Annotated in this window: 19 protein-coding genes and 2 tRNA genes; 14 read left to right on the plus strand and 7 right to left on the minus strand. The window is 60.3% G+C overall.

The window, feature by feature from the left end; genetic code table 11:
* Positions 1 to 408: a TIR domain-containing protein gene (locus HUW52_RS03740; protein WP_016985701.1), complete on the minus strand. Its 408-nt coding sequence runs from the start codon at positions 406 to 408 to the stop codon at positions 1 to 3.
* Between the two features lie 212 nt (positions 409 to 620).
* Positions 621 to 1652 carry a small ribosomal subunit biogenesis GTPase RsgA gene (gene rsgA, locus HUW52_RS03745; RefSeq protein ID WP_016985702.1) on the minus strand — a complete coding sequence of 344 codons (1032 nt, stop codon included), beginning with the start codon at positions 1650 to 1652 and terminating at the stop codon, positions 621 to 623.
* Positions 1653 to 1759: 107 nt separating this feature from the next.
* Between rsgA and orn the strand changes: the two genes are divergently transcribed.
* Positions 1760 to 2302, plus strand: coding sequence for an oligoribonuclease (orn, locus tag HUW52_RS03750; RefSeq protein ID WP_016985703.1), 543 nt, complete (start codon positions 1760 to 1762; stop codon positions 2300 to 2302).
* Between the two features lie 93 nt (positions 2303 to 2395).
* The gene (locus tag HUW52_RS03755; RefSeq protein ID WP_175553009.1) at positions 2396 to 3007 is read left to right on the plus strand and encodes a trimeric intracellular cation channel family protein; all 612 of its coding nucleotides are present in this window, start codon (positions 2396 to 2398) and stop codon (positions 3005 to 3007) included.
* Here HUW52_RS03755 and queG read toward each other — a convergent pair.
* Entirely contained in the window at positions 2989 to 4068 is a 1080-nt protein-coding gene (gene queG, locus HUW52_RS03760) for a tRNA epoxyqueuosine(34) reductase QueG (RefSeq protein WP_175553010.1), read from the minus strand. The two genes, HUW52_RS03755 and queG, sit on opposite strands and share 19 nt — an antisense overlap.
* Positions 4069 to 4131: 63 nt before the next feature.
* Between queG and HUW52_RS03765 the strand changes: the two genes are divergently transcribed.
* The 12 genes from HUW52_RS03765 to HUW52_RS03820 all read left to right on the plus strand — a co-directional run bounded on the left by HUW52_RS03765 (position 4132) and on the right by HUW52_RS03820 (position 19132).
* On the plus strand, positions 4132 to 5631 hold the full coding sequence (locus HUW52_RS03765; RefSeq protein ID WP_175553011.1) for an NAD(P)H-hydrate dehydratase: 1500 nt from the start codon (positions 4132 to 4134) through the stop codon (positions 5629 to 5631).
* Positions 5619 to 6089 (plus strand): tRNA (adenosine(37)-N6)-threonylcarbamoyltransferase complex ATPase subunit type 1 TsaE, encoded by a 471-nt coding sequence (tsaE, locus tag HUW52_RS03770; protein ID WP_007967425.1) that lies wholly within the window; start codon positions 5619 to 5621, stop codon positions 6087 to 6089. Before HUW52_RS03765 ends, tsaE begins: the two co-directional genes overlap by 13 nt.
* Before the next feature lie 57 nt (positions 6090 to 6146).
* The gene (locus HUW52_RS03775; RefSeq protein ID WP_371748301.1) at positions 6147 to 7520 is read left to right on the plus strand and encodes an N-acetylmuramoyl-L-alanine amidase; all 1374 of its coding nucleotides are present in this window, start codon (positions 6147 to 6149) and stop codon (positions 7518 to 7520) included.
* 8 nt (positions 7521 to 7528) lie between these two features.
* Positions 7529 to 9430: a DNA mismatch repair endonuclease MutL gene (gene mutL / locus HUW52_RS03780; RefSeq protein WP_175555636.1), complete on the plus strand. Its 1902-nt coding sequence runs from the start codon at positions 7529 to 7531 to the stop codon at positions 9428 to 9430.
* Positions 9430 to 10401 (plus strand): tRNA (adenosine(37)-N6)-dimethylallyltransferase MiaA, encoded by a 972-nt coding sequence (miaA, locus tag HUW52_RS03785; RefSeq protein ID WP_016985710.1) that lies wholly within the window; start codon positions 9430 to 9432, stop codon positions 10399 to 10401. The genes mutL and miaA overlap by 1 nt, the downstream gene beginning before the upstream one ends.
* Before the next feature lie 95 nt (positions 10402 to 10496).
* The gene (gene hfq, locus HUW52_RS03790; protein WP_007902656.1) at positions 10497 to 10757 is read left to right on the plus strand and encodes an RNA chaperone Hfq; all 261 of its coding nucleotides are present in this window, start codon (positions 10497 to 10499) and stop codon (positions 10755 to 10757) included.
* A gap of 12 nt (positions 10758 to 10769) precedes the next feature.
* Positions 10770 to 12071: a ribosome rescue GTPase HflX gene (gene hflX / locus HUW52_RS03795; protein ID WP_077570632.1), complete on the plus strand. Its 1302-nt coding sequence runs from the start codon at positions 10770 to 10772 to the stop codon at positions 12069 to 12071.
* 96 nt (positions 12072 to 12167) lie between these two features.
* Complete coding sequence (hflK, locus tag HUW52_RS03800; RefSeq protein WP_016984785.1) at positions 12168 to 13343, plus strand: FtsH protease activity modulator HflK; 1176 nt, start codon at positions 12168 to 12170, stop codon at positions 13341 to 13343.
* The gene (gene hflC, locus HUW52_RS03805) at positions 13343 to 14212 is read left to right on the plus strand and encodes a protease modulator HflC (protein WP_016984784.1); all 870 of its coding nucleotides are present in this window, start codon (positions 13343 to 13345) and stop codon (positions 14210 to 14212) included. Before hflK ends, hflC begins: the two co-directional genes overlap by 1 nt.
* 313 nt (positions 14213 to 14525) lie before the next feature.
* The gene (locus HUW52_RS03810) at positions 14526 to 15713 is read left to right on the plus strand and encodes an ATP phosphoribosyltransferase regulatory subunit (protein WP_016984783.1); all 1188 of its coding nucleotides are present in this window, start codon (positions 14526 to 14528) and stop codon (positions 15711 to 15713) included.
* A 54-nt stretch (positions 15714 to 15767) separates the two neighbouring features.
* Positions 15768 to 17057 carry an adenylosuccinate synthase gene (locus HUW52_RS03815; RefSeq protein ID WP_016984782.1) on the plus strand — a complete coding sequence of 430 codons (1290 nt, stop codon included), beginning with the start codon at positions 15768 to 15770 and terminating at the stop codon, positions 17055 to 17057.
* Between the two features lie 140 nt (positions 17058 to 17197).
* Positions 17198 to 19132: a methyl-accepting chemotaxis protein gene (locus tag HUW52_RS03820; protein WP_175553012.1), complete on the plus strand. Its 1935-nt coding sequence runs from the start codon at positions 17198 to 17200 to the stop codon at positions 19130 to 19132.
* Between the two features lie 91 nt (positions 19133 to 19223).
* Here HUW52_RS03820 and HUW52_RS03825 read toward each other — a convergent pair whose 3' ends face one another.
* From HUW52_RS03825 to HUW52_RS03840, 4 genes are all read right to left on the minus strand, one after another.
* The gene (locus HUW52_RS03825) at positions 19224 to 20789 is read right to left on the minus strand and encodes an iron ABC transporter permease (protein ID WP_116031913.1); all 1566 of its coding nucleotides are present in this window, start codon (positions 20787 to 20789) and stop codon (positions 19224 to 19226) included.
* Positions 20789 to 21799, minus strand: coding sequence for an extracellular solute-binding protein (locus HUW52_RS03830; protein ID WP_016984779.1), 1011 nt, complete (start codon positions 21797 to 21799; stop codon positions 20789 to 20791). The genes HUW52_RS03825 and HUW52_RS03830 overlap by 1 nt, the downstream gene beginning before the upstream one ends.
* Positions 21800 to 21990: 191 nt before the next feature.
* Positions 21991 to 22077, minus strand: a tRNA-Leu gene (locus HUW52_RS03835).
* Positions 22078 to 22258: 181 nt separating this feature from the next.
* Positions 22259 to 22345 (minus strand) — tRNA-Leu (locus tag HUW52_RS03840).
* Positions 22346 to 22557 lie beyond the last annotated feature (212 nt).

Genomic DNA, 22557 nt, shown 5'->3' on the forward strand with positions numbered 1-22557 from the left:
TTACACCGCCGTATGCAGGCGAATCGCGCTAACGATGCTTTTGGTGCTCCACGCGCATTCGGCGTTCGCGGCGTTGCGCACGACCGTGGAAATGCGCTCGGCGCCGAAGGGTTTGATCGCGATGATGACTTTGCCCATACGCTTGGCGATCTCGATTTCCTTGTTGATCCACTTGCTGTAGGTCGAGTACATGCCAGCCATGATCAGCACCGCCGAGCAAGGGCGGATCTTGTTCTCGATGGCTTCCTCCAGTTGCTTGTCGGTTTGCGCGCCCAAAATCGGGTTATGCGGCGGTACGGAAAAATTCTTGAAGGTGAAACCCGGTTGCGCGCCGAGCAGGCGTACCAGATTGTCGTGGGCGTGGGAGTAGTTCCACGAATGGCTGATGAACAGATGATAGGTTTGCATGGGGTTCCTCGGAAGTCGCGAATGTGCGAAGGAGGAAGTGACTGTAGGCACCTGCGTGATGGCTACAAGGTGTTGGCGGCAAAAGAGAAATGTCCTGCAAGCAGGCGCGCTAAAGCCCTACAGAAAGGTCTGATGTTTAAGCGTTCGGGAGATTTGCAGGGGGTGATCCTACGGCCGGCAGCCCTGTGCTTCAGGGCTGCCGGTGCGGCTGTTTAATAGCCGTTTTCAGGCAGGCTGGCGATGATCGAGCGGTAGCTGTTCATCCGTTGCTGTTGCACGCGACCGTCTTCCAGCGCCTTGAGCAGCGCACAGCCCGGTTCACGGTCGTGTTTGCAGTCGCGGAAACGGCAAGTGCCGAGCAGGTCATTGAACTCGATGAAACCGGCTTCGACATCGGCGCGGCTGACGTGGCCCAGGCCGAATTCACGGATGCCCGGGGAGTCGATCAGCTCACCGCCACCGGGAAAGTGGAACAGGCGCGCGGTGGTCGTCGTATGCGTGCCCTGGCCGGACAGCTCGGACAGCGGCCCGACACGGGTTTCCACTTCAGGCAGCAGGCTGTTGACCAGCGAAGACTTGCCGACGCCAGACTGGCCGACGAATACACTGATACGGCCGTCGAGCTGCTGTTGCAGTTGTTCCATACCGTTGCCATGGTGCGCCGACACCTCCAGCACCGGATAGCCCAGCGTGCGGTACACCGCCAGCAGCGCGTTGAGCGCCGGGGCGTTCTGCTCGTCGATCAGGTCGAATTTGTTCAGTAGCAGCAACGGGCGGATGCCCGCATGTTCGGCTGCGACCAGATAGCGGTCGATCAGGTTGGCATGCGGCTCGGGCAGCGGCGCGAAGACGATGACGATCATGTCGACGTTGGCGGCGACCGGTTTGAGCTGGCCGCGGCTGTCCGGGCGGCACAGTTCGGTGGTGCGCGGCAGTTGCGCAACAATTACCCCGATGCCCTGATTACCGGCACGCCAGACGACGGTGTCGCCGGTTACCAGTGCGGGCAGGTTGGCGCGCAAGTGGCAGCGGAAGACCTGGCCGGCCTGATCACCGTCAACGGCCTCGACCTCGACCTGCACACCGAAGTGGGCGATCACCAGACCTGTCTGTTCCGGGCCCAGATCGCCGCCCTCAAGGGCTTCGACAGCCGAGGACTCGCGTTTGGCGGCGCGTGCAGCGCGTTCGCCCTGAATCTTTTCGATGCGCCAGTTTTGACGACGATTGAGTTGGCGTTTGGCCATGGGTGTTCCGTCTGAAGAATGCAGCGATTAGGTAAAACGGCCGCGAGTTTAGCACGCCCGGGCACTGGCCTAGGCTAAACTGCGCACCATTGCCTAGGAGCCGAAATATGCCAAACCCGCAGAACCTGATCTGGATCGACCTGGAAATGACCGGTCTGGATCCGGAAAACGACGTCATCATCGAGATGGCCACCATCGTCACCGACAGTGATCTCAACACCCTGGCTGAAGGCCCGGTAATTGCCATCCACCACAGCGACGAAGTGCTCGCGCGCATGGACGAATGGAACACGCGCACCCACGGCAACTCCGGCCTGACCCAGCGCGTGCGTGACAGCCGTATCAGCATGGCTGAAGCCGAAGCGGAAACCATCGCCTTCCTGGAGAAGTGGGTGCCGAAGGGCAAGTCACCGATCTGCGGCAACAGTATCTGCCAGGATCGCCGCTTCCTTTATACCCACATGAAAGGGCTGGAAAGCTACTTCCACTACCGCAACCTCGACGTCTCCACGCTCAAGGAACTGGCCGCGCGCTGGGCACCGGACGTGCGCGACAGCTTCAAGAAGGGCAGCACGCACCTGGCGCTGGACGACATCCGCGAATCGATCGCCGAACTGCAGCACTACCGCAAGCACTTCATCAAGTTCTGATTGCTGGCGGTGGGGGGCAAACCCTGCAACTGCCCCCTTTTGGTGCCGCACCGAAATGGCTAGACTGCGCGCCTTCCTGCCTGGATCACCACCATGTTGCTGATGCTCTATCTGATCGCCATTACCGCTGAAGCCATGACTGGCGCTCTGTCTGCGGGCCGTCGCGGCATGGACTGGTTCGGTGTGGTGTTGATTGCCTGCGTCACGGCATTGGGCGGCGGTTCGGTGCGCGATGTGCTGCTTGGACACTACCCGCTGACCTGGGTCAAACACCCTGAATACCTGGTGCTGACTTCCGTCGCGGCGATGTTCACCGTGTTCACCGCGCGCTGGATGCGCCACCTGCGCTCGCTGTTCCTGGTGCTCGATGCCGTCGGTCTGGTGGCGTTCACCCTGATCGGCTGCATGACTGCGCTGGAAATGGGCCACGGCATGTTGGTGGCGTCTGTCAGCGGCGTGATTACCGGTGTCTTCGGTGGCATCCTGCGCGACATCTTCTGCAACGACATTCCGCTGATTTTCCGCCGAGAGCTATACGCCAGCGTCTCGTTTGCGGCGGCGTGGTGTTACATGCTTTGCCTGTTTCTGAACGTGCCGAGCGAGCAGGCGATTCTGATTACGCTGTTTGGCGGCTTTCTATTGCGCTTGTTGGCGATTCGCTTTCATTGGGAAATGCCCAAGTTCGTTTATAACGACGCGCCTTGACGTTGGGCGTGTTGCTTCAGCGCCCACTCGACGTGCTCTTGTACCAGCGCTGACGGGTATTCACGGCGCGCCTTCAATGCTTCCAGTACCGGAATGCTCGAGGGCGCATTGCCCAGTCCCACGGCCAGATTGCGCAGCCAGCGTTCATACCCGGCCCGACGCAGCGGTGAGCCTTCGGTACTGCTGAGAAATTTGTCTTCATTCCACATGAACAGTTCAGCCAGTTCAGCGTTGTCCAGATTGTGCCGTGGCTTGAAGTCGCTTTCCCCGGAAGGTTTGGCGAACCGGTTCCACGGGCAGACGATCTGGCAGTCATCGCAACCGAACACGCGGTTGCCGATCAGCGGACGCAGGTCTTCGGGAATCGCGTTTTTCAGTTCGATGGTCAGATAAGAAATACAGCGCCGCGCGTCCAGCACATAAGGGCCGACGAAGGCATTCGTCGGGCAGATGTCGAGGCATGCGGTACAGCGGCCGCAATGTTCAGTGCTGTGCGGCTCATCCACCGGCAATGGCAGGTCGACGAACAACTCACTGAGAAAGAAATAACTGCCAGCCTTGCGATTCAGCACCAAGGTATTTTTGCCGATCCAGCCCAGCCCGGACTGTTCGGCGATGGCTTTTTCCAGCACCGGCGCGCTGTCGACAAACGCGCGGAAACCGAACGGGCCAATCTCCGATTGAATCTTGTCGGCCAATTGCTGCACACGTTTACGGATCAATTTGTGGTAATCGCGGCCCAAGGCATAACGCGACACGTAAGCTTTTTCCGGTTGCGCGAGCATTTGCGCCATTTGTGTGTCGCCGGGCAGGTAGTCCATGCGCAACGAGACCACGCGTAAAGTGCCTGGCACCAGTTCTTCGGGGTGCGAGCGTTTGCTGCCATGGGCGCCCATGTAGTCCATTTCGCCGTGGTAGCCGGCCTCGAGCCAGCGCGCGAGGTGCTGCTCATGCTCGGCCAGATCCAGACCGCTGATGCCGACTTGCTGAAAGCCCAGCTCGCGGCCCCAATCCTTGATCGATTGGGCGAGGGCGGGCAGGTCTGTGGTGATGGCGGACATGAGGCGAGAGAAACCGGAGCTGAGGTGCGTATAATTCTGCCAGACATCGGAGCCCGAAGACGCATGCCGCACACGAAAGATGAATTACCCGACGCGCTGTATGGCGCCGCACAGGTGCGCGAACTCGATGCACGGCTGATTGCCGCCGGTACGCCGGGCTTCGAATTGATGCAGCGTGCCGCGCATGCGACCTGGCGAGCGCTGGTGCGGCAATGGCCGTCGGCGACTGAACTGACGGTGCTGGCGGGGCATGGCAACAATGCCGGTGACGGTTATCTGGTCGCGGCCATGGCGCAGCGGGCCGGGTGGTCGGTGCGCATATTGGCGGTCGGCGATCCGCAGCGTTTGCAGGGCGATGCCGCGCGGGCACATGCCGAGGCTTTGACTGAAGGCGTCGTGGTGCAGGGTTGGCAGCCTGATAGTGAACTGCGCGGCGTCATTCTCGACGCCTTGCTCGGCACGGGGCTGAGCGGGGATGTGCGCGAGCCTTATGTCTCCGCGATCAAGGCAATCAACGCCAGCGGTTTGCCGGTGACCGCCGTCGACATCCCTTCCGGATTGTGTGCCGATACTGGACACGTGCTGGGTGTCGCCGTGCGAGCGGATCTGACGGTGACCTTCATCGGCCTGAAACTCGGTTTGTTCGCCGGGGAGGCGGCGGATCACATCGGCGAATTGCTGTTTAACGATTTGCAGGCCAGTGCCGACATCTATCGTGGCATTCAGGTTATCGCCCAACGGCTCAACACGGCTAATCTTCCGCGGTTAGCGGCGCGTGCCCCGACTTCGCACAAGGGCCGCTTCGGCCATGTGTTGCTGATCGGTGGCGATCACGGTTTTGGCGGGGCAATTTTGCTCAGCACCGAAACGGCTTTGCGCAGCGGTGCGGGCATGGTGTCGCTCGCAACCCGTCCTGAACACGTCCCGGCGGCGCTGACGCGAGTGCCGGAAGCCATGGCGCTCGGAACCTCCTCGGCCAATCAGTTGATGAGTTTGCTGGAGAAAGTTTCTGTACTGGTGGTTGGTCCGGGGTTGGGACAGGCCAGTTGGGGGCGGGCGCTGTTGTCATCTGCCGCCAATGCCGCGCTGCCGCAAGTCTGGGACGCCGATGCGTTGAACCTGTTGGCCAGTGGTCTGGTCGAGTTGCCCAAGGATTGCGTGATCACGCCGCATCCGGGCGAAGCCGCGCGTTTGCTGGGAATCAGCACTGCAGAAGTGCAAGCGGATCGTCCGGCGGCGGCGCTGGCGCTGAGCAAAAGATATACAGCAGTGGTTGTGTTGAAAGGCGCAGGCGGCCTGATCGCGCATCCCGATGGCCGTCTGGCGCTGTGTCACCAGGGCCATCCGGCCATGGCCACCGCCGGCCTCGGCGACGTGCTGGCCGGTTTGACCGGTGCGCTGCTGGCGCAAGGCATGGACGGCTTCGATGCTGCCTGCCTGGGCGTCTGGCTGCACGCCAATGCTGGTCTGCAACAAGGAAAATTGGGCCGTGGGCTGGCGGCCAGTGATCTGATTCCAGCCATTCGTCAGTTGTTGGAGGAGCAAGCACCGTGTCTGAAGTAACCCTGTACCTGGCCGATGAACAGGCCATGAGCGACTTTGGCGCACGGATCGCCCGCGTGACCCAGGGCCACGGGCTGATTTTTCTCGAAGGCAACCTGGGGATGGGCAAAACCACGCTGTCACGGGGCATCATTCGCGGCTTGGGCCATGTCGGTGCGGTAAAAAGTCCGACCTTCACCCTGGTTGAGCCCTACGAGATCGGCGACGTCCGCGCCTTCCACTTCGACCTGTATCGATTGGTCGATCCGGAAGAACTTGAGTTTCTCGGCATCCGCGACTACTTCGAAGACGATGCGCTGTGCCTGATCGAGTGGCCCGATAAAGGTGCAGGCTTTTTGCCAAAGCCTGACCTGACCATTACCATTAGCCCGCAAGACAGCGGGCGTTCGCTGAAAATTTTATCCCAGGGCTCGCGTGGCGAGGCCTGGTGTGCCGCTTTGGCATTGGAATCCAATTAAATGATGGGGTTAGGTATGCGCTTTCGCGCGTTGGTGGCTGCCGCTGGACTGTTGTTGATGGCAGTAACCGTCAACGCTGTGGCCGATTCGAAGGTCAACAGCGTGCGCTTGTGGCGGGCGCCGGACAACACGCGACTGGTCTTCGACCTGAGCGGTCCGGTGCAGCACAGCGTGTTTACCCTGACCGCTCCGGATCGACTGGTGATCGACATCAACGGCGCCACCCTCGGTGCGCCGCTGAATGTGCAGACCGCGAACACGCCGATCACCGCAATGCGTTCGGCCCAGCGCACACCGACCGACCTGCGCGTGGTCATCGACCTGAAAAAAGCCGTCACCCCGAAAAGCTTTTCGCTGGCGCCGAATGCGCAGTACGGCAACCGATTGGTGGTCGACCTGTTCGATAACCCGGCCGACGCCGCGCCGCCGCCTGCGCCAACGCCGCAGGTGGCCACCGTGCCAGCGGTGCCGGTAACCCCGACCGAACCTGCAATCAAGTTGCCGCCAGCCCCGGCCGGCAAGCGCGACATCATTGTCGTGATCGACGCCGGCCACGGTGGTGAGGACCCGGGTGCGTCCGGCTCGCGCGGCCAGCGTGAGAAAGACGTGGTATTGCAGATCGCCCGCGAATTGCAGCGTCAGGTCAACGGCATGAAAGGCTTCCGCGCCGAATTGACCCGCACCGGCGACTACTTCATCCCGTTGCGCGGCCGTACCGAAATTGCCCGCAAGAAGGGCGCCGACCTGTTCGTTTCGATTCACGCCGACGCCGCGCCATCTGCTGCAGCCTTCGGTGCGTCGGTGTTTGCCTTGTCTGATCGCGGCGCAACTTCCGAGACCGCCCGTTGGCTGGCCGACAGCGAAAACCGTTCCGACTTGATCGGTGGTGCCGGCAACGTCAGCCTCGACGACAAGGACCGCATGCTCGCCGGCGTGTTGCTCGATTTGTCGATGACTGCCTCGCTGACCTCCAGCCTCAACGTCGGCCAGAAAGTCCTGACCAACATCGGCCGCGTCACGCCGTTGCACAAACAGCGTGTGGAGCAGGCCGGGTTCATGGTGCTGAAATCGCCGGATATCCCGTCGATCCTGGTCGAAACCGGCTTCATCTCCAATGCCAACGAAGCGAACAAGCTCTCGGCATCGAGCCACCAGCAAGCGCTGGCCCGCTCGATCAGCAGCGGCGTGCGCCAGTTCTTCCAGCAGAATCCGCCACCGGGCACGTACATCGCCTGGCTGCGTGATTCCGGCAAGATCGCCCAAGGCCCGCGCGATCATCGCGTCGGGCCGGGTGAAACGCTGGCGATGATCGGCGTGCGCTATCAGGTGTCGCCGGCCACGCTGCGTGCGGCCAACAACCTGAAAAGTGACGAGTTGAAAGTTGGTCAGCACCTGACCATTCCAGGCACCGAACTGGCGTCCAAAGAATGAACGAAGTGTTGAGCGCTGCCGCCCGCATCGAACTGCTCAGCCCTCGGCTGGCGAACCAGATTGCCGCCGGTGAGGTGGTTGAACGCCCGGCTTCGGTGATCAAGGAGCTGTTGGAAAACAGCCTCGATTCCGGCGCCAAACGCATTGATGTCGACGTCGAGCAGGGTGGCGTCAAGTTGCTCCGTGTGCGCGACGATGGCAGCGGGATTTCCGCCGATGACCTGCCGCTGGCGCTGGCTCGTCACGCCACCAGCAAGATCCGCAACCTGGAAGACCTTGAGCAGGTGATGAGCCTCGGGTTCCGTGGCGAGGCACTGGCGTCGATCAGTTCGGTGGCACGCCTCACGCTGACCTCGCGCACCCGTGACGCCGATCAGGCCTGGCAGGTGGAAACCGAAGGCCGCGACATGGCGCCCCGGGTTCAACCAGCGGCGCATCCGGTCGGCACCTCGGTGGAAGTGCGCGACCTGTTCTTCAACACCCCGGCGCGGCGTAAATTCCTCAAGACCGAAAAAACCGAATTCGATCACCTGCAAGAAGTGATCAAGCGTTTGGCGCTGGCGCGTTTCGACGTGGCTTTCCATCTGCGCCATAACGGCAAGACCATTCTCAGCCTGCACGAAGCCCACGATGATGCGGCCCGCGCCCGGCGTGTGGCGGCGATCTGCGGCTCGGGGTTTCTGGAGCAGGCGCTGCCGATCGAGATCGAGCGCAACGGCTTGCATCTGTGGGGCTGGGTTGGCCTGCCGACGTTCAACCGTAGCCAGGCGGATTTGCAGTACTTCTTTGTGAATGGCCGGGCGGTGCGCGACAAACTGGTCGCCCACGCGGTGCGTCAGGCCTATCGCGACGTGCTGTTCAACGGCCGTCACCCGACGTTTGCGCTGTTTTTCGAAGTTGATCCGGCGGCCGTCGACGTCAACGTGCACCCGACCAAGCACGAAGTGCGTTTCCGTGACGGGCGCATGGTGCATGACTTCCTTTACGGCACTTTGCACCGCGCGTTGGGCGATGTGCGCCCGGAAGACCAGCTTGCCGGTTCCGTGACCACAGCCGTCGTGCGGCCGACGGGCCTCGATGCCGGGGAGTTCGGACCGCAAGGCGAAATGCGTTTGGCGGCCAATGCGCTGCTGGAGCAACCGCAGGCGCAACCGGCGTTCAATACCTCGTCCGGTGCCAGTGCTGGCGGCGCCTATCAGTACCAATACACACCGCGTCCGCAATCGGCCGTGCCGCCGGCGGCTGAGGCGCCGGCTGCATACCGCGAGTTTTTCGCGCCGCTGCCTGAGGCCAATGCCAACGCATTGCCGGCTGGTCAGGAAGATATTCCTCCGCTCGGCTATGCCTTGGCGCAGTTGAAAGGTATCTACATTCTTTCCGAAAACGCCCAAGGGCTGGTGCTAGTGGACATGCACGCCGCTCACGAGCGGATCATGTACGAACGCCTGAAAATCGCTATGGCCAGCGAGGGTCTCAGTGGGCAGCCGTTATTGGTGCCGGAATCCCTCGCCGTTAGCCAGCGCGAGGCCGATTGCGCTGAAGAACACGCCGCATGGTTCCAGCGCCTGGGCTTCGAATTGCAGCGTCTGGGCCCGGAAACCCTGGCGATTCGCCAGATTCCGGCGTTGCTCAAGCAAGCTGAAGCCAACCGTCTGGTCGGTGACGTGCTGTCGGATCTGATGGAGTACGGCACCAGCGACCGGATTCAGGCACACCTCAACGAATTGCTCGGCACCATGGCCTGCCACGGCGCGATCCGCGCCAACCGGCGCCTGGCCCTGCCAGAAATGAACGGTCTGCTGCGTGACATGGAAAACACCGAGCGCAGCGGTCAATGCAACCATGGCCGACCGACCTGGACCCAATTGGGCCTGGACGATCTGGACAAACTGTTCCTGCGCGGTCGTTGATGAGCCAGCTCCCTCCAGCGATTTTTCTGATGGGCCCGACCGCTGCGGGCAAAACCGACCTGGCCATCGAGCTGACCAAGGTAATGCCGTGCGAGTTGATCAGTGTCGATTCGGCGCTGGTCTATCGCGGCATGGACATTGGCACGGCCAAGCCTTCGAAAGAATTGCTGGCCGAATATCCGCACCGTTTGATCGATATTCTCGACCCGGCTGAGGCTTATTCGGCTGCGGATTTCCGTCGCGATGCCCTGCAAGCCATGGCCGAGATCACCGCGCGCGGAAAAATTCCGCTGTTGGTGGGCGGTACGATGCTCTATTACAAGGCTTTGGTCGAAGGTCTGGCAGATATGCCAGCGGCCGATGCTGACGTCCGTGCGCAGATCGAAGAAGAGGCTGCACGTCTTGGCTGGCAAGCTCTGCACGACCAGTTGGCGGTTATCGACCCGGTGTCCGCGGCGCGGATTCATCCGAACGATCCGCAACGCCTGAGTCGCGCGCTGGAAGTTTATCGGGTCAGTGGTCAGAGCATGACCGAGCTGCGCCAGCAACAATCTGCGCAAAGTACTGAAGCAGCCGCTTCGGGACTGCAACAATTGCCCTATACTGTCGCGAACTTGGCCATTGCTCCGGCAAATCGTCAGGTACTGCACGAGCGCATTAAACAAAGATTCACAAATATGTTGGAACAGGGGTTCATCGACGAGGTCGTAGCCCTGCGTAAAAGAAGTGACCTGCATTCGGGGTTGCCGTCTATACGTGCGGTAGGCTACCGCCAAGTCTGGGACTACCTGGAAGGCAAGCTGACGTTGGCCGAAATGCAGGAGCGCGGCATCATCGCCACGCGCCAATTGGCCAAACGCCAGTTCACCTGGCTGCGCAGCTGGGAAGATATACACTGGCTGGACAGTCTTGATTGCGACAATCTGCCACGCGCCTTGAAATACCTTGGGACCATCTCCATATTGAGCTGAGTCCTTGCAATTGCCGTCTATCCTTGGGGGTGTGACGGCCAAAGCCATCTGAATTACCTATTTTTTATTATTGAATCCTTAAAGGAGTGCGGCACATGTCAAAAGGGCATTCGCTACAAGACCCTTACTTGAATACTTTACGTAAAGAGAAAGTTGGGGTTTCCATCTATCTGGTCAACGGTATCAAACTGCAAGGCACGATCGAGTCGTTCGACCAGTTCGTGATCCTGCTGAAAAACACCGTGAGCCAGATGGTTTACAAACACGCTATCTCGACAGTAGTGCCGGTTCGTCCAATTCGTCTGCCTAGCGCAACCGAATCCGAAGCAGGTGACGCTGAGCCAGGTAACGCCTGATAGGAGTCTCCTTTGTTCTTTGAGCGCCACGGTGGTGGTGAGCGAGTGATCCTCGTTCACTTGGATGGACAGGACCCTGAGGCGCGCGAAGATCCGCAGGAGTTTCAGGAATTGGCTAATTCGGCCGGCGCCGAGACCGTTGCGTTTTTTAACGTGCCGCGTCATCGGCCAACCGCCAAATACCTGATCGGCAGCGGCAAGGTCGAGGAACTGCGCGACCTGGTCAAGGCTGAAGAAGCCGATCTGGTGATTTTCAATCACATCCTCACGCCCAGTCAGGAACGTAACCTCGAACGTGTTTTCGAGTGTCGCGTGATCGACCGTACCGGTCTGATTCTCGATATTTTCGCCCAGCGCGCGCGTACCCATGAAGGCAAGCTCCAGGTTGAACTGGCCCAGCTTGACCACATGAGCACCCGGCTGGTTCGCGGCTGGACTCACCTTGAGCGTCAGGGTGGTGGTATCGGCATGCGCGGTCCGGGTGAAACCCAGCTGGAAACCGACCGCCGTTTGCTGCGGGTCCGCCTGCGCCAGATCAAGGGCCGACTGGAGAAGGTGCGCAGCCAGCGCGAGCAATCGCGACGTGGTCGCTCCCGTGCGGACATTCCTACCGTTTCTCTGGTGGGATACACCAACGCCGGCAAGTCCACACTCTTCAACAACGTGACGAAATCCGACGTCTACGCGGCTGACCAATTGTTCGCCACGCTGGATCCGACCCTGCGCCGTCTCGACATTGACGACCTGGGGCCGATCGTTCTGGCGGACACGGTGGGCTTCATTCGTCACTTGCCGCACAAGCTGGTCGAAGCATTTCGGTCTACCCTCGAAGAGTCGAGCAATTCCGACCTGCTGTTGCACGTGATCGATGCGGCCGAACCGGATCGCATGTTGCAGATCGAGCAGGTGATGGTGGTGCTGGGCGAGATTGGTGCCCAGGACTTGCCGATCCTCGAGGTCTATAACAAACTCGATTTGCTTGAAGGCGTTGAGCCACAAATCCAGCGCGACGAAAACGGCAAACCCCAGCGGGTCTGGCTTTCGGCGCGTGACGGTAGTGGTCTGGAATTGCTTGAGCAAGCCATCGCCGAATTACTAGGCAGTGATTTGTTTATCGGTACCTTGCGCTTGCCGCAACGATTCGCGCGACTGCGTGCGCAGTTTTTCGAACTCGGTGCGGTGCAGAAAGAAGAGCATGACGAAGAAGGCATCAGTCTGCTGGCCGTTCGTTTGCCCCGTGTCGAGTTGAATCGACTGGTAAGCCGCGAAGGATTGCAGCCGATGGAGTTCATCGAGCAACACACTTTGCAATAAAAGCCTGACAAAGCGGTTGTGCCGCAACGGCAGGCATTCTGTAGCATTGGTCGGCGCGCCGTGGGTGCGTCTTTGCTTTATCAGATGGAGAGCGCTATGGCTTGGAATGAGCCGGGTGGCAACTCGAATAATCAGGATCCTTGGGGTGGCAAACGCCGCAATAACGGCGACCGCAAGGGGCCACCGGATCTCGACGAGGCCTTCCGAAAGCTGCAGGAAAGCCTGAACGGGTTGTTCGGTGGTGGTAAGAAACGCGGTGGTGATGACGGCGGTGGTTCGGGCAGGAGTGGTGGCGGCTTCGGCGGCCTGCTCGGCATCGGTCTCGTTGTGCTGGCGGCTGTCTGGCTGTACAGCGCGGTCTACGTGGTCGACGAGCAGGAGCAGGCCGTGGTGCTGCGCTTCGGCAAGTACTACGAGACTGTCGGCCCGGGCCTGAACATCTACTTCCCGCCGATCGATAAAAAGTACATGGAAAACGTCACGCGTGAGCGTGCCTACACCAAGCAGGGCCAGATGCTGACCGAAGACGAGAACATCGTCGAAGTGCCGCTGACCGTGCAGTACAAGATCAGCAACCTGCAGGACTTCGTGCTGAACGTCGATCAGCCGGAAATCAGCCTGCAGCATGCGACCGACAGTGCCCTGCGCCACGTGGTGGGTTCCACCGCCATGGACCAGGTGCTGACTGAAGGTCGTGAGTTGATGGCCAGCGAAATCAAGGAGCGTCTGCAACGCTTCCTCGATACCTATCGCACCGGTATCACCGTTACTCAGGTCAACGTACAGAGCGCAGCGGCACCGCGTGAAGTGCAGGAAGCCTTTGATGACGTGATCCGCGCCCGTGAAGACGAGCAGCGCTCGCGTAACCAGGCTGAAACCTACGCCAACGGCGTCGTGCCGGAAGCCCGTGGTCAGGCCCAGCGCATCCTTGAAGATGCCAACGGTTATCGTGACGAAACGGTCTCCCGCGCCAAGGGTGAAGCCGATCGCTTTACCAAGCTGGTCGCCGAGTATCGCAAGGCACCTGAGGTTACCCGCCAGCGTCTGTACCTGGACACCATGCAGGAAGTCTTCAGCAACACCAGCAAGGTGCTTGTGACCGGCAACAAGAACGGCCAGAGCAACCTGCTTTACCTGCCGTTGGACAAGATGATTCAGAACAGTTCGGGCAGCAATGCACCGGTCACCGGTTCGGCTGCTGCCAGCAACAACACGGACGTCACGCCGCATGTCACTGACCTGCCGCAGTCGCGTACAAGGGAGACCCGCTGATGAGCAATAAATCGCTGATCGCCCTTATTGTTGGCGTCGTTGTCGTACTGGTGGGCTGGAACTGCTTCTACATCGTCGCTCAGACCGAGCGTGCGGTGCTGCTGCAATTCGGTCGTGTGGTTCAGGCCGATGTTCAGCCGGGTCTGCATGTGAAAGTGCCTTACGTTAACCAGGTGCGTAAATTCGACGCACGTCTGATGACGCTGGATGCGCCGACACAGCGTTTCCTGACCCTGGAAAAGAAAGCCGTGATGGTCGATGCCTATGCCAAGTGGCGCGTGAAAGATGCCGAGCGCTTCTACACCGCGACTTCCGGCCTCAAGCAAATCGCCGACGAGCGTCTGTCCCGTCGTCTGGAATCCGGTCTGCGTGACCAGTTCGGTAAGCGCACCCTGCACGAGGTGGTGTCGGGTGAGCGTGACGCACTGATGGCTGACATCACTGCTTCGCTGAACAAAATGGCGGAAAAAGAGCTGGGTATCGAGGTTGTCGATGTCCGGGTCAAGGCCATCGATCTGCCAAAAGAAGTAAACCGCAGTGTGTTCGAACGTATGAGCACCGAGCGTGAGCGTGAAGCTCGCGAGCACCGCGCCAAGGGTAACGAACTGGCGGAAGGCATCCGTGCCGACGCTGATCGTCAACGCCGTGTGCTGCTGGCTGAAGCCTATCGTGAATCCGAAGAGGTTCGCGGTGATGGTGATGCCCAGGCCGCTGCGATCTACTCCAAGGCCTACGGCCAGGATCAGGAGTTCTACAGTTTCTACCGTAGCCTGCGCGCCTACCGTGAAAGCTTCGCGAACAAATCCGACGTATTGGTCCTCGACCCAAGCAGCGACTTTTTCCACTACCTGGAAAAGGCCAAGCCTTGATACGCCGTTGACCTGAATCATTCCGCCCGGCGGCTAAAACCTCGGGCGGGGTGATCCTTTGGGAAAACGTGTGTATGATGCGGCAGCCGGGAAATTCCCGGCTTTTTTGCGTCTGCACGTTTGATTGCTGTTTTTTGTTGCAGGCATCGGGTTGAATGGCCCGAGAGTATTTCGAGGAAAGTGATGGGCGAAGCCGGTAACAGGCCTTTCGCCGCGTCGTTCATGCGCGTGCGTTTTGAACGGACCAGTCATTTTCTGCTTCACTCAAGGCTCGCCCGCAGGCTGGCCGCCCGGATCAAAGGGGAATGGCGTAATGGCAACGGTAGACCGCTGGCTGCTGCCAGATGGCATCGAAGAAGTACTGCCACCGGAAGCGGCGCGCATTGAAGTCGCGCGTCGTCAGGTGTTGGATCTGTTCCAGAGCTGGGGTTACGAGTTTGTCGTGACTCCCCATATCGAGTACCTGGAATCCCTGCTGACCGGCGCGGGCCAGGACCTGGATCTGCGTACCTTCAAGGTCATCGACCCGCAGTCGGGCCGGCAGATGGGTTTCCGTGCCGACATCACGCCGCAAGTGGCGCGCATCGATGCGCACACCCTGCGTCGCGAAGGTCCGAGCCGTCTGTGCTACGCCGGCAGCGTGCTGCACGCGCAGCCGCGTGCACTGTCGTCCTCGCGCAGCCCGATCCAGTTGGGCGCCGAGTTGTACGGCGACGCCAGCCCGAGCAGCGACGTTGAAGTGATCAGCCTGATGCTGGCCATGCTGCAACTGGCCGATGTGCCGGATGTGCACATGGATCTTGGTCATGTCGGCATCTACCGTGGTCTGGCGCGTGCCGCCGGTCTGTCCGGTGAAGTCGAGCAGCAGTTGTTCGATGCATTGCAACGCAAGGCCATCGACGAGGTCATTACCTTGACCGAAGGCTTGCCGGCCGACTTGTCCGGCATGCTGCGTGCGCTGGTCGACCTGTGCGGCGGCCGTGAAGTGTTGAGCGCTGCCCGCGAGCGTCTGGCCAATGCGCCGGCGCCGGTTCTGGCGGCACTGGAAGACTTGCTGGCGATCGCCGAGCGTCTGTCGGCACGCTTCCCGGAGCTGCCGTTGTACTTCGATCTGGGCGAGTTGCGTGGCTACCACTACCACACCGGTGTGGTGTTCGCGGTGTTCGTACCGGGCGTTGGCCAGTCCATCGCTCAGGGCGGTCGTTACGACGACATCGGTGCCGACTTCGGTCGCGCCCGTCCAGCGACAGGCTTTTCCACCGATTTGAAAACCCTGGTGACCCTGGGGCGTGCTGACATCGAGCTACCGTCTGGCGGTATCTGGATGCCTGACAGTACGGATGCGGCACTCTGGCAGCAGGTTTGCCAGTTGCGCAGTGAGGGTCAGCGTGTCGTTCAGGCTTTGCCTGGGCAACCTTTGGCCGCCGCCCGTGATGCGGACTGCGACCGGCAATTGATTCAGCAGAACGGGCTTTGGCAAGTATCGCCACTGGCTTCTTGAGTTTTCCTGCCGGCCATCGCCGGCACCAAGTTTGCGCGAATGAGGACAAGTGTTATGGGTAAGAATGTCGTAGTCCTGGGCACCCAATGGGGTGATGAGGGCAAAGGCAAGATCGTTGATCTGCTGACCGAACATGCTGCCGCCGTAGTGCGCTACCAGGGTGGCCACAACGCTGGTCACACCCTGGTGATCGACGGCGAGAAAACCGTTTTGCACCTGATTCCGTCGGGCGTGCTGCGCGAAGGCGTGCAGTGCCTGATCGGCAACGGCGTGGTGGTTGCACCTGACGCCCTGCTGCGCGAGATCACCAAGCTGGAAGAGAAAGGCGTGCCGGTGCGCGAGCGTCTGCGTATCAGCCCGTCCTGCCCGCTGATCCTGTCCTTCCACGTGGCGCTGGACCAGGCCCGTGAAAAGGCCCGTGGCGAGCTGAAGATCGGTACTACCGGTCGCGGCATCGGCCCGGCGTACGAAGACAAGGTTGCTCGTCGTGGCCTGCGTGTTGGCGACCTGCTGAACATGCCGCGTTTCGAAGACAAGCTGCGTGAACTGGTGGATTACCACAACTTCATGCTGGTTGGTTACTACAAAGAGCCGGCCATCGAGTTCGAAAAGACCCTGGCCGAGTGCAAGGAATACGCCGAGCTGCTGAAGCCGCTGATGCTCGACGTCACGGCCGAGCTGCACGACCTGCGTCGCGCCGGCAAAGACATCATGTTCGAAGGCGCCCAGGGTTCGTTGCTCGACATCGACCACGGTACCTACCCGTACGTGACCAGCTCCAACACCACCGCCGGTGGCGTGGCGACCGGTTCGGGCGTTGGCCCGATGTTCCTGGACTACATCCTGGGCATCACCAAGGCTTACACCACTCGCGTTGGTTCGGGCCCGTTCCCGACTGAGCTGTTCGACGAAGTCGGTGCACACCTGGCCAAGCAAGGTCACGAGTTCGGCGCCACCACCGGCCGTGCCCGTCGTTGCGGCTGGTTCGACGCCGTTATCCTGCGTCGCGCGATCGATGTGAACAGCATCTCGGGCATCTGCCTGACCAAGCTGGACGTACTCGACGGTCTGGAAACCATCAACATCTGCGTTGGCTACAAAGATGCCGAAGGCAACGCCGTTGCTCCGACCGATGCTGACAGCTACGTAGGCCTGCAGCCTGTGTACGAAGAAGTGCCGGGCTGGACCGAATCGACCGTGGGCGCCAAGACCCTGGAAGAGCTGCCAGCTAATGCTCGTGCCTACATCAAGCGCGTTGAAGAGTTGATCGGCGCGCCGATCGACATTATTTCGACGGGCCCGGACCGCAACGAAACCATCGTTCTGCGTCATCCGTTTGCTTGATAAGTCGTTGATGTAAAAACACAAAGGCCCCTTCATCGGGGCCTTTGTCGTTTATGCCTGTTGGACGGCATGACCTTTGCTGTGAATCTGTCTACAAGAGTGCCATCAAATTAATGGCGTCAGAAGTAGAGGTATTCACAGTGTCGGCCGTTCTCTCACTGTTACAAAGCCGTTTGTTGCGCCCCGTGTTCGTTACCCTTGGTATCGCCCTTTTGGTGCAAGTGTTGGTGGCCGTTGCCCTGACGCGGAGCACCGTCACGGCGCTGGAAGCTGATCTGGCGGTGCGCCTCGGCGCCGACAGCCAGAAACTCTCCGGCGAGCTGGAGCAGGCCGGGCGAGAGGTCACCTCGAGCCTTGATGCCTTGTCGGCCAGTACCCGTCAGCGACTGACTGCCGGCCTGTCTTCGCGCCTGAAAGATGAGCAGGCGCAATTGCGTGCGACGCTGGAAAAGGATCTGAAAGATTCGGCCAATGACATGGCGCAGTTACTGGCCTCCGTCGCCCCGCGTGCCATGTGGGACAGCGACGTACCGACCCTGTCCGAATTCGCCCGCCGTGCCCAGCGTAATCCCAACGTGCTGTTCGTGGTCTACGACGACGCCACCGGCCAGCACCTGACCCGTTATCTCAACCGCGAAAACCCGATCAACAAGGCCCTGTTGGAAAAAGGCCAGGGCGAGCGTGCGCTGGATAAAGTGCTGGATGCGGCCAAGAACGATCCGTCGGTTTACTACCTCGAAGCTTCGATCAACCCCAACGGCGTGGAAATCGGCAAAGTGCTGATGGGTGTATCCACTGCGTCGGTGGAAACCGATCTGGCGGCGCTGGACAAGCGCTTCTCGGCGTTGATCGCCAGCAGTGATCAGTTGGTCGGCGACAGTCTCAAGGGCGCCGCCGCAGACAGTGCCAAAGCCATGCAGTCGCGCCTGCAGTCGGCGCAGTCCACTGCGACCGAGATGAAATCCAATACCGCCAATACCGTTCAGGAAGCAGCGGCAACCTTGCGCTGGCGCATTGGCCTGGGTCTGGCGCTGGTCGGTTGCGGTGTGCTGCTGTTGCTGGCGGTAGTGTTGGGTCATCGCGTGGTCAATCGGCTGAAGATGCTCAACGCCGCGATGGATGACCTGGCGGCGGGCGAGGGCGACCTGACCAAGCGTGTGCAGATCAACAGCAAGGACGAAATCGGCGACATGGCTTCGGCGGTCAATCGCTTTGTGGATAAGTTGCAGCCGATCGTGCGCGAGGCGGGCGATGTTGCGCAGCGTACCGGCGTAGAAATCGGCGCGATGACCCTGCGCAATGCCGGTGCCGATGCGGCGGCGGGCATGCAGCGTGATGAAGTGGCGGAAAGCCTGCGCGCACTGTCGCAAATGGCTGATGAGGCGCAGTCGGAAAGCCATGCCATGCAGGCGGCGCTGAAGCAGGTGGTGGATATTCGTCAGGCCACGGATGAAAACACTCGCACCTCCGCCAAAGTCGGCGGCTTGATCGAGGCGCTGGCGGGGCAGGTCGATACCGGCGCGAAAGTCATCGAGCGGCTGGCGCAGCAGAGTGAGCAGATTGAAGTGGTGTTGACGGTGATTCACGGGATCGCCGAGCAGACCAATCTGCTGGCGCTCAACGCCGCTATCGAGGCGGCGCGGGCGGGCGAGACCGGGCGTGGTTTTGCGGTGGTGGCGGACGAAGTTCGAGCGCTGGCGAGCAAGACACAAAGCTCCACGGGCGATATTCAGGCGCACATCGTCGCGTTGCAGCAGGGCGCCCGCGAGGCGGTCGAGGCGATCGGCCAGGCCGGGCGTCAGGCCAGCGAAGGGTTGCTGGTGTTGCGCGACAGTGCGCGCTTGCAGCAGTCAGTGCAGGCGTCGGTCGAGCAAGTGCATGCGGCGATAGGTCTGGCCACCCAGGCAGCGGCGCATCAGGCGCAGGGCGCGCAGGCTGTGCGTGGGCGGGTCGAGACGATTCATGCGCAGGCCGAGAAAGCGGCGCAGGCGGTGGTGGAGACCACGGCGAGTGGCAAGGTGCTGGATGGATTGGCTGCGCAGCTCAAGGCGAGTCTGGGGCAGTTCAGGGCTTGATGCTGTCTGGTTTGGCTTCATCGCGAGCAGGCTCACTCCTACAGGGGAAACGCATTCCAATGTAGGAGTGAGCCTGCTCGCGATAGCTATTTCAACGGCTCAAATACATCCGCGTCGTCAGCAGATAAACCGGCAACCCCGATACCAAAATCAACAACGCCGCATAAGGCGCCGCCGCCGCAAACTCGACATTCGCGGTATGCGCCCACACCTCGGTCGCCAGCGTATTAAGCCCGGTCGGACTCAGCAGCAGTGTCGCGGTCAATTCCTTCATCGCATCCAGAAACACCAGTGCAAACGCCGCGCCCAATGCCGGGAAGATGATCGGCAGCGTCACCCGGCAAAACGCCGTGAACGACGAAGCCCCCAGCGTCCGCGCAGCTTCTTCCAGTTGTGGCGCAGCCTTGTTCAGTGCCGTGCGGATCGGCGCCTGCGCCAGTGGTAGAAACAGCAGCGCATAAGCGATCAGCAGCAGCCCCGACGTCTGATAAAGCGCCGGCACGTAATGCAGGGCGAAATACACCAGCGTCAACGCAATCACCAATCCTGGCAGTGCATGCAGCAGATACGGCAAGCGCTCGGCCCAAATCGCCAGTTGGCCTTTGTAGCGCACCACCAGCAACCCCACCGGAACTGCCAGCACCAGGCACAATGCTGCGCCGCCAAGAGAAAGCGCCAAAGAAGAAAGCAACGCTTCAGTAATCGCAGCCACCGGAAAAGCCGCCGACGAACCGACCGCCAGCCAATACGCCAACATTCCCAGCGGAATGCCGCTGCCGACAACCGCCAGCATCAGGCAATACAACTGACCGACGGCTGCCCATGGTCCGAGCCGAACCTGTTCAGCCTGGCGCGCCGCACCCTGGCCGGTGCGCACATGCCGGCCCTTGCCGCGTACGCGCAACTCCAGCCAAAGCAAAACCAGGCACAGCGCCAGCAATACGGCCGAGAGCATCGCTGCGTTGGCGTTGCTGAATTCCAGTTCGAATTGCTGATAGATCGCCGTGGTGAAGGTTTGCAGGCCGATGATCGACAGTGCGCCGAACTCCACCAGCATGTGCAAGGCAATCAGCAACGAACCGGCCAATAGTGATGGCCAGAGCAAAGGCAGTGTGACGCGAAAGAATACGCCCCAGCGATTCTGGCCGAGGGTGCGGGCGGATTCTTCAAGAGAGGGATCGAGATTGCGCAGCGTCGCGGCCACTGGCAGGAAGATCAGCGGGTACTTCGACAGGCTCATCACCAGAATCGCCCCGCCGAGCCCTTCGAACTGTGCGCTCAAAGAGACCCAGGTGAAACTGCTGACAAATGCTGGCACTGCGAACGGCAAGCACAGAATCACGCCCCACAAGCGTCGCCCCGGCAAGTTGCTGCGCTCCAGCAGCCAGGCCAGCGACAGGCCGATCACGCCGCACGTGAGGGTTACGCCAACCATCAAAGCCAAGGTGTTGCGCAGCAGGCCGAATACATACGGACGCCACAACAAGTGCAGCGCTTCGGCCCAGCCGGCCTGCCATGCTTTGAGCCCGACATAGGCCAGCGGCAACAGGCTCAGTACCACCAGCAACAAAACTGGCAATACCAGCCAGATCGATGGCCGCTTGCGCTTTGGTACGTAACCCCCGCGCGCGGCAGGGGCGGATAACGATGCGGTCATCAGTTCAAGCCAACTTCGCGTTCCAGCTCCAGCGCTTCTTCAGCATTGCCCAGATCGGCCGGGGTCACGTTCGGCGCTTCCAGTTCGCTGAACGGCTTGAGCCCGCGATCCGATTCCATGCCTTTGTGTAGCGGATACTCGGCGGTCGTCTGAGTGATCACGCGCTGGCCTTCTTCACTGGCCATGTAGGCAAGAAACTGCTGGGCTTCTTTTGGATGTTTGCTGGATTTCAGCACGGCCGCGCTGGACACAGTGATCAAGCCGCCGACGTCACCGCCGGTGAAGTAATGCAGCTTTGAATCCAGTTTGCCTTTCTCGCGTTGCAGGGCGAACCAGTAGTAGTTGTTCACCAGCACGGTGGCGACTTCGCCGTTTTCCACGGCTTTGAGGGCGACCATGTTGTTGCTGTAGGTCTTGCCGAATGCGCGCAGACCGGTCAGCCATTCTTCGGCGGCGTCGCGACCGTGCATCTTGATGATCGCTACGGCTTGTTCCTGAAAGGCGCCGCTGGTCGGTACGAAGCCGACTTTGCCCTGCCACTGCGGATCGGAGAACTCCATCACCGATTTCGGCAGGTCTTTTTCGTCGACCAGTTTCGGGTTGTAGGCGACAACGCGAACCCGCGCTGTCACGCCGATCCAGGTGCCGTTGCCGGCGACATATTTTTCCGGTAGCACAGCCAGAGTGGTGTCATCGGTTTTGGCCAGCAAGCCCAGTTCGCCGAGATTGTTCAGTGGCGGCGACTCTTCGGTGTAGATCACGTCGGCAGGGGAGCGATCGCCTTCTTCGATGACCTGGCTGGCCAACTGATTGCTGCTGCCCTTGCGTACGTTGACGTGAATGCCGGTCTTGGCTTCGAAGGCTTTGGCGATCGCGTCGCCGACTTCCTTGTGCTGGCCGTTGTAGAGAGTCAGGGAAACCGCATCGGCAGCCTGGGTGAGGGGAGTGGCGAGCGCCAGGCCGAGGAGGGTGAAGGTCAAGCCTCGGCGCAGGGTATTTCGAAACGTCATTCGCAGGGTTCCTCACTGTCGCATTGCAAAAACTTGCAACAATGATAAACGATATTGTTTCTCAAGTGCGCCTTGCGGCGGGGCTGGCATTTTGATAGGCGGGGTAGTGATAAATTTCTGCAAGCCAGAAACGCAAAAACCCGCTTTCGCGGGTTTTTGTGAAACTCAAGGTCGTAACCTTGAGTTTGAATTGGTGCCCAGAAGAAGACTCGAACTTCCACGACCGTAAGGTCACCAGCACCTGAAGCTGGCGTGTCTACCAATTTCACCATCTGGGCAATCATCGCTAGCGTTGCCGCTGTTGATGTGGCGCACTATACGGAGCGCATTTTGATCTGTAAACCCCTGATTTAATTTTAATAAATCAGTTTTAAGAAAACCCGGGCTTAGAATGCAAAAAACCCGCTTTCGCGGGTTTTTGTGTGAGCCTTGAAACTGATCTAGTCTCAAGCTCGAAATTGGTGCCCAGAAGAAGACTCGAACTTCCACGACCTTGCGGTCACCAGCACCTGAAGCTGGCGTGTCTACCAATTTCACCATCTGGGCAGTATCGGCAACGCTGTGCGTCGTCGATGGCGCGCACTATACGGAGCGTCTTTTTAACTGTAAACCCCTCTCAGCAAAAAACATGATTTTTTTTACCAGCGGTGTTCAAAACGGCTTTCAAGCAACGCTACAGCCCCGGATACGCGCCTTATAGAGTCGGAAATTTCCCGTTTCATGGCGCCTATGCCAAACTAACCCGCATATAGACAAGG

Origin of the sequence: Pseudomonas sp. 43A, from assembly GCF_013363935.1 — a bacterium.
GTDB classification, from domain to species: Bacteria; Pseudomonadota; Gammaproteobacteria; order Pseudomonadales; family Pseudomonadaceae; genus Aquipseudomonas; species Aquipseudomonas crudilactis.